The 12807-nt window shown below is 57.9% G+C and carries 9 protein-coding genes and 1 pseudogene; 4 read left to right on the top strand and 6 right to left on the bottom strand.

The annotated features are described in order from the left end of the window. Positions 1-260: 260 nt before the first annotated feature. The gene (locus FJU08_RS20640; RefSeq protein WP_141150946.1) at positions 261-1334 is read left to right on the top strand and encodes a TQO small subunit DoxD; all 1074 of its coding nucleotides are present in this window, start codon (positions 261-263) and stop codon (positions 1332-1334) included. A gap of 327 nt (positions 1335-1661) precedes the next feature. Here FJU08_RS20640 and FJU08_RS20635 read toward each other — a convergent pair whose 3' ends face one another. From FJU08_RS20635 to kdpA, 5 genes are read right to left on the bottom strand one after another with little or no spacing between them, the layout of a single operon-like run. Beyond that, the gene (locus FJU08_RS20635; protein WP_141150945.1) at positions 1662-2342 is read right to left on the bottom strand and encodes a response regulator; all 681 of its coding nucleotides are present in this window, start codon (positions 2340-2342) and stop codon (positions 1662-1664) included. Beyond that, entirely contained in the window at positions 2339-5017 is a 2679-nt protein-coding gene (locus FJU08_RS20630; protein ID WP_141150944.1) for a sensor histidine kinase, read from the bottom strand. Before FJU08_RS20630 ends, FJU08_RS20635 begins: the two co-directional genes overlap by 4 nt. Before the next feature lie 10 nt (positions 5018-5027). After that, positions 5028-5606 (bottom strand): potassium-transporting ATPase subunit KdpC, encoded by a 579-nt coding sequence (kdpC, locus tag FJU08_RS20625; protein ID WP_141150943.1) that lies wholly within the window; start codon positions 5604-5606, stop codon positions 5028-5030. A 12-nt stretch (positions 5607-5618) separates the two neighbouring features. Continuing rightward, a complete protein-coding gene (gene kdpB, locus FJU08_RS20620; RefSeq protein WP_141150942.1) occupies positions 5619-7643 on the bottom strand; it encodes a potassium-transporting ATPase subunit KdpB in 2025 nt (674 codons plus the stop codon). An 18-nt stretch (positions 7644-7661) separates the two neighbouring features. Beyond that, positions 7662-9347: a potassium-transporting ATPase subunit KdpA gene (gene kdpA, locus FJU08_RS20615; protein ID WP_141150941.1), complete on the bottom strand. Its 1686-nt coding sequence runs from the start codon at positions 9345-9347 to the stop codon at positions 7662-7664. Positions 9348-9575: 228 nt separating this feature from the next. Between kdpA and FJU08_RS23240 the strand changes: the two genes are divergently transcribed. Continuing rightward, positions 9576-9710: a hypothetical protein gene (locus FJU08_RS23240; protein ID WP_268932147.1), complete on the top strand. Its 135-nt coding sequence runs from the start codon at positions 9576-9578 to the stop codon at positions 9708-9710. A 25-nt stretch (positions 9711-9735) separates the two neighbouring features. Here FJU08_RS23240 and FJU08_RS20610 read toward each other — a convergent pair. Next, positions 9736-10283: pseudogene (locus FJU08_RS20610) on the bottom strand (IS6 family transposase). A gap of 201 nt (positions 10284-10484) precedes the next feature. Here FJU08_RS20610 and FJU08_RS20605 point away from each other — a divergent pair. After that, positions 10485-11675, top strand: coding sequence for a glycoside hydrolase family protein (locus tag FJU08_RS20605; RefSeq protein WP_141150940.1), 1191 nt, complete (start codon positions 10485-10487; stop codon positions 11673-11675). Between the two features lie 121 nt (positions 11676-11796). Continuing rightward, a complete protein-coding gene (locus tag FJU08_RS20600) occupies positions 11797-12792 on the top strand; it encodes an ABC transporter substrate-binding protein (protein WP_141150939.1) in 996 nt (331 codons plus the stop codon). Positions 12793-12807: the final 15 nt, after the last annotated feature.

Raw genomic sequence — 12807 nt, 5'->3', positions numbered from 1 at the left:
CATAATCCAAACCTTCCGGACGGCTAAAAGTGTGTTCCGCTGATAATTGCCGGAAGGCAATTTTCCGCTTGCTTCATCGTGCTTTCGTGAAGTCAAATATTGGCAATAAAAATATTTTAAATCAGTAGGTTAATCTATTTCTTCTTGATGTGGGTCAACCAAAATTCCTTGCACTTTGTCTATTAAATATCCTGCGGCCGCCGCAGGAAGGTCTGCTCTGCTGCCGCGCTCCGCTTCCTCGCGAAAAAAGGACAACTCTTATGAAAGCTTCGACATCAACCGGAGACGGGCAAGCGGTCGCGCCGTCGGTTTGGCAGCTTCTCGGTGCTGCCATACTGGCAAACCGCCTTGTCATCGGATGGGTCTACTGGGGCGGTTTCTCGCGCCGGTTCATCTATGATCTGAAGAAGATCGACCCGGATTCTCCCGGCTATCTCGCCAACAAGCTCGTTCATGCCGCGCCCGGCGTGCCATTTGGCGTCGGTGATATTCTTCACTGGCTGCTCGATCATGGACTTTTGCTGCATATCTCGGTGATCGGCTTCAGTCTGGTGGAGTTGATGGTCGGTGTTGGGCTGATGCTGGGGCTTGCGACCCGTTTCGTCTCGCTTGTCGGCATGGGACTTTCGGTTGTGCTAATGATCATCTTCGGCTGGATGGGAACCACCTGCCTCGACGAGTGGACGATGGCGGCATGTTCCTTCGCCATGACCGCCGTCATACTGGTAACCGGGAGCGGACCTTATTCGCTCGACAATCTGATCGTGAAATCCGGCCGGACGGCACGAACGCCATGGCTGGCCTGGCTGACCAGCGGGCCGCTGCCGCTATCACGCAGCCGCGTGATCACCATCAGCAGTGTCCTGGGGCTCGTCGCTTTCGCTTTCACAGTCTTTTTTTACGGCTTCTTTTTTAATGCGATCTACAGCCCGCTCGGCAAGCGCTACAACAATCTCGTACCACATGTTTCGATGTCGCAGGGCCTGATCTCGGGCAACACGGTCTCGGCGCGGCTCTACACCGATGCGGGCCCGGATACGCAGGGCGCCTATATCGTTCGTGCCACGCTTTCGGCCAAGGATGGGGCGAGCGCACCGGTCTTTGACCTCGATGCTGCCGATCTCGACAACAAGAACATCGTCAGCATCTCCGACAACCGCTTCGCGCCCTGGTCCAGCTGCGCGCAGATCGCCTATGGCATCCGATGCCAGCTCGGCAGCCAGGCGACGCTCAGTTTTGCGCTGCCTGATGGGGCTACTGCAAGCGACAGCCTGATACTGACGCTGATCGATGTCGAGGGAAAGAAGTTTACCACAAACGTTGCAATGCAGTGAGTTCTTACGCGCTTACGAGGTCCGCCCGGCAACCGGCGGCCCTCAATTTCCTGTTTTCTGGTCTGTTTGCAGAAACCCACGGCGGGAAGGGGGACTCTTACCGAATTGGGCGACTCGAATTGTAAATGCCGAATAGTCGTGTGACCGATTAAAACGAACGCGCAATTTGATGGTATCAATCGGCGGGATTTGCTGAAGCACGACGAGCAAGCGAAATGGCCTTCATCGTAGGAAAGTGGTGAGATGACCAGATCGCGGGATATTGGATCTGGAATTCCTGAAATTGGCGTGACGTGTCGTTCCGCCCTCCGCTGCAAGCGGTTCCGTCTACCCACCGGCCAGGCGATAGCCAATGCCTGGCTCGGTGAAGATCCAGTGCGGGTCGGCGGCATCGTCACCCAGCTTGGCGCGTAGCTGCCGGATATAGACGCGCAGATATTGCGTATCATCCGTGTGAGCCACGCCCCAGATGGCTTTCAGGATCATATCCTGTGTGACGAGCCGGCCGCGATGGGTCGCAAGCAGCCAGAGCAGCTCGAACTCTTTACGTGTAAGATTGAGATCTTCATCCGCAAGTGTCGCCCGACGCTCGGCCCGATCGATTGAAAGTGCACCGAGTGTGATCGTCGCACTGGCCGCATCCTCGGCATGATCGCGCAACAATCCGCGCAGCCGGGCAAGGAGCTCGGCTGTCGAAAATGGTTTCGTTACATAGTCCTGCGCGCCGGCATCGAGCGCTGCGATCTTTCCGTCTTCGTCGGAACGGACCGAGAGAACGAGAACCGGCACCCGTGTCCATTCGCGTATCGTTTTCAGCACGGTGATGCCATCCGCGTCCGGCAGGCCCAGATCAAGAATGATGGCCGCCGGGTTTTCCCGGGCGGCGGCAGCCACTCCGTCATGAGCGGTTGCTGCGGTGAACACCAGGTGCCCTTCCGCCTCAAGGGCCACGCTCAGAAAACGGCGGATTGCAGCTTCGTCATCGATAATCAGAACGCGCGCGCTCATTCTGGGATCCCCGTTCTCGCAATTGGCAGCCTGAAGGAAATGCATGCCCCACCTTGCGGAACGGCACTGGCGCTGATCGTGCCGCCATGGGCTTCTACAATTCCACGGCAGATAGCAAGGCCCAGGCCCGCACCGGCAGGTTTCCCGTCGCCCTGCGTGGCGCGCCAGAACATGTCGAAAACCCGATTTTCCTCGCCAGCAGGAAAGCCCGCCCCCTTGTCCTGAATTGCGACCTCGATCATGCCATCAGTCAATTGTGCGGCCACTTCAATCGGAGCGCCAACGCCGGAATATTTGGCGGCATTGTCGAGAATATTCACGAAAACCTGCTCCATCAAAATAGGGTCGACATCGACGGGCGGAAAATCGTCAGGAATATCAATTTTGAGCGGATGATCCCGTAATGGCCCGCGAAGCCGCTGCCGGGCGGCCCCGACAAGTTCGCGCAGATCTGACGGGCTCGTGCGCGGCTTCAGTGCGCCATGCCCGAGGCGTGTCATGTCAAGGAGGTTTTGAATATAGCGATCGAGCCGCTCGCCCTCGTCACGGATCGTCGTGATCAGTATGGCGCGCAAATTATCCGTGAGGATCTGGTTCTCAAGGCTTTCCGCAGCGCCGAGAATTGATACGAGGGGTGTTCGAAGATCATGGCTTACCGAAGAGAGTAACGCTGTGCGTAGCCGCTCGGTCTCTGACGTGAGGCGGCTTTGGGCCAGATCATCCGAAAGACGGATCCGCTCAAGAGCGAGCGCCACCTGATCAGCAAGAGCGTCGGCGAGTTTGCGCTCTTCTGTTGCGATTGTTTCTCCGACGTTATTGCGGATGCCAAGCACGCCGATGCTTTTTCCGGATGCCCTGAGAGGCAGAAACAGCCAGTCCGTTGCTGGAAGCGTTGCTGACCCCCGTCCCGCAGCCTCGCTGTGATCGAAGGCAAAGCGCGCCGCAGTCAGCTCGCGGGCGGCAAGCGTCGGCCGCATCGGCTCGGCTCCGGCGATGTCCAGTGGCCCTGTGCGCCCATTTTCAGGAGGCACGAGCACCATTGCCTCTCCTCCGATCACTGTCGAGACGTGATGGACGGCGACTTCAATGACCTCGTCGAAGGAGGCGGCGGCTGTTGCCTGGCGTGAAAAGTCATAAAGTTTGGCCGTCCGTTCGGCTGCAGCCTTTTGGGCAATGACCCGTTCGCGCAATCTGGCCGCCAGATTGCCTGTGAGGATTGATGACACGAGCAAAAGCACCAGCGTCAGAAGCTGCGTCCGGTCGAAAATCCGGAAGGTGTAAAGCGGATCGGTGAAGAAGAAATTGAAACAGAGAAAGGAGAGACCGGCAGCAAGGATCGCCGGCTTTCGTCCCATGCGCGCAGCGATTGCGACCGTCGCCGTCATGAATAGCAGCGACAGGCTGCCTGTCGGGAAGAACGGCTGAAGACCGGCTGCCAGTCCGGTTGTCGTGACGACCGTTGCCAGCACAATTCCGGGCCGGAAAACGCTCAACGGCTCCCCAGGCGGCTTCACGCCAGATGCGTGCTGCACGGTTTCGTCGCCTTCAGACATCAGCGTCAGTTCAAAAGCATCTGCTTCGTTCAGTAACCCCTGATAAAGCCGTTCGTGCATTGTGGGCTGAAAACGGTGCCAAAACGGACGCTTTTCTGGCGGGCGCGGCAATAGAATGCGCCGAACGTTTTCACGTCGCGCCAGTGCAATCACCTCAGCGGCTGGATCTTGATCGACTTCGAGGAGCGAGACGCGGGCACCGAGTTGCTCAGCCAATCTGAGTGCATTGGCACCCGCGCCATGCCGGTGCGGTCCATCAAGAGAAGAAACCCCGATTGCCAGCCACTCCGCCCGGGCCCGATCGGCAGAGCGTTTGCCGGCGCGCACAGCATCTCGGCCTGCCATGTCTTCCGGCAGAACAACCAGGATGCGCTCCTGCGCTGGCCAGGGGCCATCGATGGCATGGCTCGCCATGTGATCCTGAAGCTGTCGATCGATGCGATCTGCAGCAGTGCGCAAAGCCAGTTCTCGAAGCGCCGTCAGATTGCCTTTGGCGAAGAAGTTCGCGACCGCACGGGCGGCCTGATCCTCGATATAGACCTTGCCTGCACGCAGGCGCGCGATCAGTTCATCCGGGGGCAGGTCAATCAAGGCGATCTCATCTGCCTCGGACAAAACTTTGTCTGGAACCGTTTCGCGCACTCTGACACCGGTTATGCGCGCCACCATGTCGTTTAGCGTCTCGACATGCTGAACATTGAGTGTCGTATAGACGTCGATCCCGGCATCGAGTATGTCCTCGACATCCTGCCAGCGCTTCTCATGCCGGCTTCCGGAAAGATTGGAATGGGCAAGTTCGTCGATCAGTGCCAGATCCGGCGCGTAGGCGATCACGCCATCGACGTCCAGCTCGTGCAGAATGCGGCCGTTATGGAAAAACGGTCGCCGCGGAAGCACATGCAGATCCCGCAGCATCATTTCCGTTTCAGTGCGGCCATGTGTCTCGACGAGGCCGACAACAACGCGAAGGTCAGATGCCGCCAATCGCGCCGCAGCGTCCAGCATCGCGTAAGTCTTGCCGACGCCAGGGGCCGCGCCGAGGAAGATCTTCAGTCGCCCGCGTCCTTCCCGGCGCGCGATGTTCAGCAGCGCTTCAGGGCTCGGCCGCCTTGCATCCACCATGCTTTGGTCCTCAGTTTTTTTGAACTGGCGCGTCCACAGCCACCTTGTCAAGCGCCAGATTGAGCGCAAGCACATTCACCCGTGCCGTGCCGTATAGACCGAAAAGCGGCCGTGCTATCGATCCGTCAATCAAGCTGTCGACCTCTGACTGCCGAAGTCCGCGGGCGGTGGCAACGCGTGCGGCCTGGTTCCGTGCATTTTCGACAGAAATGTCGGGATCAAGCCCTGAGGCGGATGAGGTGACGGCATCGATCGGGGCGTTAGCATTGTTGGCCTCACGGTATGCGGCGCGGCGCTTTGCCACCTCAGCAACGAGTGTTGCTGAACTTGGGCCGAGATTGGACGCGCCAGCCGCCGCCGCATCATAATCAACGGCGGATGGTCGTGGATGAAAATAGCGGGGGCCTGAAAAGGACTGGCCGATCAAAGCCGAGCCGACGACATGGCCGTCAGCGACCAGAAGGCTTCCCTGGGCGCCGTTTCTGTTGATGAAACCGGCAAGACCGGTCATCGCAAGTGGATAGCCAAGCCCTGTCAGAACCGTCATGATGAGGGTAAAGCCAAGGGCCGGGCGGATCAGAGTGAACATGTTGTTTTCCTTTCAGGCCAGGCCGAGCGCGCTCACAGCCAGATCAATGAGCTTGATGCCGACAAAGGGAGCAATGAGGCCGCCAAGACCGAAGATCATCAAATTTCTGCTCAGCAGGGCCGCAGCACTTTCCGGTCGATAGCGAACGCCACGAAGCGCAAGCGGGATGAGCGCAACGATGACCAAAGCATTGAAGATGACGGCTGATAAAATTGCACTCTCGGGACTTGAAAGATGCATGATGTTCAAGACCGCAAGCCCCGGAAATGCGGCTGCGAAAATGGCCGGCAGAATGGCAAAATACTTTGCCACATCGTTGGCGATTGAAAATGTCGTCAAAGCGCCACGAGAGATCAAAAGGCCCTTTCCGACCATTACGATTTCAATCAGTTTTGTCGGATCGCTGTCGAGATCAATCAGGTTGGCTGCCTCTTTGGCGGCAGACGTGCCGGAGTTCATCGCGACGCCGACATCAGCCTGAGCCAATGCAGGGGCGTCATTCGAGCCGTCACCGCACATCGCCACGAGGCGCCCGCCCGCCTGCTCCTTGCGGATGAAATCCAGCTTCATTTCGGGCGTCGCCTCAGCAAGAAAGTCATCGACACCTGCCTCAGCGGCAATTGCTGCCGCGGTCAGCGGGTTGTCACCCGTGATCATCACCGTGCGAATGCCAATACGGCGCAGCTCGGCAAAGCGTTCGCGAACGCCAGGCTTGATGATATCCTTCAGATGCACAGCACCCAGAATACGCCTGTCCTCGGCCACGATAAGAGGTGTACCGCCCGAGCGGGCAATGTCTTCAACAGCGGCTCTGAGCGTTTTATCCATTTCGATGCCGGTGAAGCGCTCCACCGCGTCGATCGCACCTTTGCGCAGCTGCCGTCCGTCGATGTCAACGCCGGAGAGCCGTGTGCTGGCAGAGAAGGCAACCGGAACACCGCCGGTGGCAGCCTCACGGTCCAGTCCGGGAATTTCCAGTTCTGCGAGGGTTATGATCGACTTTCCTTCCGGTGTGTCATCAGCAAGCGAGGATAGGAATGCGGATTCGATCAGCGTATGTTTCGAGACACCGGGGGAGGCGATGAATTCATCCGCCATCCGGTTGCCGAATGTGATCGTGCCGGTCTTGTCGAGCAGCAATGTGTCGACATCGCCGGCCGCTTCGACAGCGCGACCCGACTTTGCGATGACATTGGCGCGCACAAGACGATCCATGCCGGCGATGCCGATGGCGGACAGCAACCCGCCGATCGTGGTCGGGATCAGCGTCACGAACAAGGCGCCAAGGGTGATGACCGGAATGATCAGGCCATAATAGCGGGCGAATGGCTCAAGTGTGACCACAACCACGAGGAAAATCAGGGTCAAGCCGGCAAGCAGGATGTTGAGCGCGATCTCATTTGGCGTCTTTTGCCGCTCTGCACCCTCAACCATGGCAATCATCCGGTCGAGGAAACTCTTTCCCGGTTCAGCGATAATGCGGATGACCAGGCTATCGGAAATGATGCGGGTCCCGCCGGTCACGCCCGAGCGGTCACCACCTGATTCACGGATAACGGCTGCACTCTCGCCGGTGATTGCGCTTTCGTCGACCGAGGCTGTGCCGGCGATCACTTCCGCATCGGTTGGAATGATGTCGCCCGCTTCCACCAGAACCAGTTGGCCGGCTTTCAAGCCATCGGAAGCAACCAGACGCGGACTGGGGTCATCGATATCGGCCAAAAGTTTCACCATGGTCTTTGCTTTGGTGGCGCGCAGACTGTCGGCCCGTGCTTTGCCGCGACCTTCGGCCAGGGCTTCGGCAAAATTCGAGAACAATACGCAAACCCATAGCCAGAAGGTGATCTGAAGATTGATGCTGGCGCCGCTCGCTCCAGATAGGAGATCGCGCAGCGAAAGCAGCGTTGTCATGGCGGCGACAAGAGCGGTCACCAGGATGACCGGATTGCCAGCCAGAGCCCTGGGCGAGAGCTTCCGTATGGATGCAATTGCCGCTGATCGGTAGATCTCGGAGGACCCGGTTTCGAAAGAATTCATGATGTTTCCCCGCAATTTTTAAAAGGTCTGGCCAAGGGTGACAGACACCTGTTCGGCGATTGGGCCGAGTGACAGAACCGGGAAGAAGGTGAGCGCGCCGAGGATCAGGATGGTGCAGATGAGCAGAAGGATGAACAGCGGGCCATGGGTCGGGAAACTGGCGGCCGATGTCGGGATCCTGCGCTTGACGGCGAGCGACCCGGCTATCGCCAGCATCGGGACGATGATGGCGTAGCGGCCAACAAGCATCAATATGCCGAGGGCCGTTGTCTGCCATGTGGTTGCTGCCCCAAATCCGGCGAATGCCGAACCGTTGTTGCCGACGGCGGATGAATAGGCATAGAGGATTTCGGAAAGGCCATGCGGGCCCGGCGCGTGTACCGAAGCCAGTGCAGCCGGCACCACCGCTGAAACAGCGCCGCCGATGAGAATGCCCAGAGGCATTGACAGAAAGGCGATGATTGCGAGGGTTACTTCCTTTGCCTCGATCTTGCGCCCGAGATATTCAGGCGTCCGTCCGACCATGAGCCCGGCAAGAAAGACGGTGAGGACGACATAGAGAAGCATGCCGTAAAGCCCGGCCCCGACACCGCCGAAGATCACTTCACCGATCTGCATGTTGATGAGCATGACGAGGCCGGAAAGCGGCATGAAACTGTCATGCATCGCGTTGACCGAGCCATTCGACGCCGCCGTTGTCGCTTCAGCCCAGAGTGCGGAAAGTGCGGCGCCGAAGCGCATCTCTTTGCCTTCAAGGTTGGCCCCAGCGCCCAGCAGGGGATTGCCGGCAAGTTCGGAGAAATGGATGATCAAAAGCCCGGTCACCAACAGGATGCCCATGACGACGATGAGCGCGATGCCTTGACGCCGGTCGCCGACCATCCGGCCGAAGAGAAAGGTAAAGGCGGCCGGGATAAGGAGGATGGCGAACGTTTGCGCAAGGTCGGAGGCTACATTCGGGTTCTCAAAGGGATGCGCCGAGTTGACCCCGAAGAAGCCACCGCCGTTCGTCCCCAGCTGCTTGATTGCAATTTGGCTCGCTGCAGGCCCCCGAGCGATGACCTGTTCGGCGCCTTCAAGCGTATGGACATGAACAGCACCGAGAAGCGTTTGTGGCACGCCCTGAAGCACAAGAAACAGACCGAGCACGATCGAGAGTGGCAACAGAATGTAGAGGATCGAGCGGGTCATATCGACGAAGACATTGCCAAGTCCCCGGTCAATACCACCGGCAAAGCCCCGGATGACGGCAACACCGATTGCCATTCCCGTTGCAGCAGAGAGAAAGTTCGCAACCGTCATTCCTGCCATCTGCGACAGATAGGACAGCTGAACTTCACCGGAATAGGCCTGCCAGTTGGTATTGGTGACAAAACTCACGGCAGTGTTGAAGGCAAGCGCTGGCGCCATGGCGCCGATGCCGTCTGGATTGAGCGGCAGGAGATGCTGGAACCTGAGGATGGCGTAGAGTGCCAGAAAGCCCGTAAGATTGACTGCGAGCACGCTGAGGGCATAGCTACGCCAGCCTTGGCTGTTCTTGCGATCAACCCCGCAAAGACGATAGATTCGATTTTCAAGAGGGACGAGAACAAAAGAAAGCGCATTGTTCTCGCCGGAGAAGACTTTTTCCATATGCGCGGCAAGCGTCCATGCGGATACGGTCAGAACGACTGCAAAAAGGGCAAAGCCGACAAGGTCACCCATGCTGGCCTCCTCGGCTGTTTCCCTGATTGATGAGTGTCCAGATAAGAAAAATAAAGGTGATTGCTGTCACCGCTAGCCCAAGAAACAAATCGAACATGGCGGGCCTCAGAGGCTATCAATGAGGCTGATCGATAGCGCGAAGGCGGCAAAACCAGTTATACCAAGGACCAGATAGATGAGATCGGACATGGCTAAACTCCTGTCAGTAACTGACAAGGTGTTGCCTCCGTGAGCCGTAAAGTTGCCATACTGAAGATCGGGCAATGGCGTAAAATTCGCATAAAGGCGAGCGGCGAAGCTGAGCCGGTATTGGGCATTGCCAAGTTGATTTTAGGGCTTGTCGCAAACCTCTCAGAAGGTTGATAACACCCAGCACACGATGGCATTTTCACGCTTTGTTAACCTTTTGAAGTCCGAAGAGGCGCCCGAGCAGGTCATTCTGGTCGTTGACGGTCCACTCGCCGGAAAATCCGAGGCCTTTGCGCTGCCACAACATCGCTTCGAACCCGGCGATAGCAGCGGCTCATCCTTGAGCATCTTGCGGAAGACGCGTTTGGCAGCGTCGAGATCGCGCTTAGCCGTGAGCAAGAAGTTGATCGGGTTTCCGTGCTTGTCGATGGCGCGGTACAGGTACCGCCACTGGCCCCGGCTCTTGACGTAGGTCTCATCAATCCTGACTGAGCTACAATGCGGCCGGCGAAACTGGCGCAGCCGCTTTTCGATGACAGGCGCACAGGCTGGAACCCACCTATTGATGGTGCTGCGGTCGACCTCGAAGCCGCGCTCGTGGAACATTTCCTCGAGATCTCGATAGCTGAGCGGGTAACGCAGATACCAGGTCACCGCCGGCACAATCAGCCACGCTTCGAAATGCCGCCCCTTGAAATCATCCTTCGACTGGCGCTTCAACTTCTCGGCAATGGCAGTCACAATCATGGCTACGCTCCGCTACATCGGGAGCGAAATTCCCACCGTTGTGGTCGACAGCACGTTAACCACAAAAATTTGCGGCAGGCCCTCCGCCCCAATGCCAGCTCATATAGCTGTTATTCATGCGGCGAAGAGCGAGTTTGTTGACTCCTATTGAAAGAATATGACTACATGACTACTCATGTAGTCATATTGATGGAGTCTGAAATGCATTTGTCGATGTGGGCCTATCCCTGGGATATTCAGGATCAGGGGCTTGAGCGAACCTTTTCCGATCTGGCCGGACGGGCTGGGCTGAATACGATCTCTCTGGCGACGTCCTACCATGCAGGCCGCTTTCTGCAGCCACGCAGTCCACACCAGAAGGCCTGTTTCCCGCAGGATGGCACGGTCTATTTCCGCCCCGATGAAAGGCTCTGGCAGAATAAGACGATCCGCCCGCTGATGGCCGACAATGTCGCTGAGCGCGGCGATATGCTGGCGGCGTTGACAGCCGCGCGTGATGCAGGCGGCGGCATGAAGGTCTCCTGCTGGACGGTCTGCCTGCACAATACCCGGCTTGGCATGCTCCATCCCGAACATGTGACGCGTAATGCCTTTGGCAATCCCAACTATTATAATCTCTGCCCGTCGAGCCCGGCAGCGCGCGACTATGTCGTTACACTCGTGCGTGACGTGACGAGGCGCTACCGGCCCGATATGGTCGAGCTCGAAAGTCCGAATTTCATGGGCTTTGCCCACGAGTTTCACCATGAGAAGGATGGCGTCGGTCTCAATGGTGAAGATGATTTTCTGTTGTCACTGTGCTTTTGTGAGCATTGCATGTCCCGCGGCAGACTTGCCGGCGTTCCGATGGAGGAGGCGCGCGAAACGGTGCGCGGCTTTATTGCGGCGATGTGCGAGCGCGAAGTGCCCGAACGGCAGTTCCCGGACTTTCCGGCAAGGGGCAATGATGCCTTCAATGACTTTCCCGCACTCAGAGCCTTCCTTGAATGGCGGAGCGAGCCGGTCACCAGTCTGATCGGCGAGATCCGTGCGGAGGCGGATCCCGCGAGCAAGATCATGCTGATCGATCTGGCCGATGGATGGATGGGCGGTGTCGATCTGGAGGCTGTCGGCAAGGTCTGCGATGGCGCGATACTCTGCTGCTATTTCATGGAGCCCGAGCAGGTGGCGGCTTTGATGAAAGCCGGTCGCGCGGCACTCGGTTGCGAAAAATATCTCGGCGCGGGCTACCGGGTCTTTTTCCCGGAAGTGACATCAGCCGATGCCCTGGCTGCGCGTTCCAAGGCGGCGATCAAGGCCGGGGCGGACGGTATCAACTTCTACAATTACGGCCTGATCCCTGAAAAAAGACTGAACTGGGTGCGCCAGGCCGTCGACGCCCTGCCGAAATAACAGGCAGGGCGTCGCTTTGACATGAAAATGGACAGGGAACGCAGAATTCAACTTGACTACATGAGTGTACAAGATAACAATTAAGCCCAATAAGCGCGGCTTCTCGAAAAAAGGGGAAAACATGAAACTGAAGAAACTTCTACTCGTCGCCTCCGTTCTTGCGGGCATGGCGGCACCTGCAATGGCGCAGGACAAGTTCACAATCGGCTACGACAACTATTACAACGGCAATTCCTGGTCGGTTCAGCTGTCCAAGGAGTTCGAGGCCGAAGCCGAGCGCCACAAGGATACGGTCGATGTCGTCTACACCGAGTCCGAGATGAAGACCGACCGTCAGGTCTCCAATATTGAAGATATGATTACGCGTGGCGTCGATGCGATCATTCTTACGCCGATTTCGCCGACCGCCGTCATTCCGGTGCTGAAGAAGGCCGAAGCCAAGGGCATCAAGGTCGTACTGCTCGCGTCGACGATCCGCAGCGACGACTATGATGCGCTCGTTACCGTCGATGACGTCGATTTCGGCAAGGCAGGCGCTGAATGGCTTGCCAAGAAGCTTGACGGCAAGGGCAAGATCATTGCGCTGAACGGCATTTCCGGCATTTCCGCCAGCGATGATCGCTGGAAGGGCGCCAAGGCGGTTTTCGATCAATATCCTGATATCGATGTCGTCAGCGTTGTCGATGCCGGCTGGGATTACGCCAAGGCCAAGGTCGCCGTATCCAATCTTCTGGCCGCCAATCCGCAGATCGACGGCGTCTGGTCGCAGGGCGGCAGCATGACGCTCGGCGCAATTGACGCTTTTGAAGCGGCACAGCGGCCGCTGGTGCCGATGACCGGTGAAGACAATAATGGCTACCTGAAGCGCTGGGCTGCTCTTGAGCCGGATGGTTTCGAATCCGTGGCGCCGTCGAAGCCGACCTGGCTTGGTTCGGAAGCGCTTCTCGTTGCGCTCGATCTCTTGAATGGCAAGCCTGTCGAGAAGAACAAGGTCTACGCAGTGCCGATGATCACCTCGGAGAACCTTCACGAGTTCACCCGTGATGACCTATCCGATTCCTTCTGGGCCAATACGCGCCTCAGCGATGATCAGGTGCGGGCAATCTTCAAGGATTGACCGGGCGAACAGGCG

This window comes from Martelella alba, assembly GCF_006516955.1.
Lineage (GTDB): Bacteria > Pseudomonadota > Alphaproteobacteria > Rhizobiales > Rhizobiaceae > Martelella > Martelella alba.
This window is presented reverse-complemented; position numbering and strand designations above follow the sequence as displayed.

Bases quoted from the DNA above. Each gene is read 5' to 3' on its own strand.
- FJU08_RS20630 (WP_141150944.1), bottom strand. From the start codon at position 5,017: ATGGTGGATGCAAGGCGGCCGAGCCCTGAAGCGCTGCTGAACATCGCG.
- FJU08_RS20605 (WP_141150940.1), top strand. From the start codon at position 10,485: ATGCATTTGTCGATGTGGGCCTATCCCTGGGATATTCAGGATCAGGGG.
- kdpC (WP_141150943.1), bottom strand. From the start codon at position 5,606: ATGTTCACTCTGATCCGCCCGGCCCTTGGCTTTACCCTCATCATGACG.
- kdpB (WP_141150942.1), bottom strand. From the start codon at position 7,643: ATGAATTCTTTCGAAACCGGGTCCTCCGAGATCTACCGATCAGCGGCA.
- FJU08_RS20635 (WP_141150945.1), bottom strand. From the start codon at position 2,342: ATGAGCGCGCGCGTTCTGATTATCGATGACGAAGCTGCAATCCGCCGT.
- FJU08_RS20600 (WP_141150939.1), top strand. From the start codon at position 11,797: ATGAAACTGAAGAAACTTCTACTCGTCGCCTCCGTTCTTGCGGGCATG.
- FJU08_RS20640 (WP_141150946.1), top strand. From the start codon at position 261: ATGAAAGCTTCGACATCAACCGGAGACGGGCAAGCGGTCGCGCCGTCG.
- kdpA (WP_141150941.1), bottom strand. From the start codon at position 9,347: ATGGGTGACCTTGTCGGCTTTGCCCTTTTTGCAGTCGTTCTGACCGTA.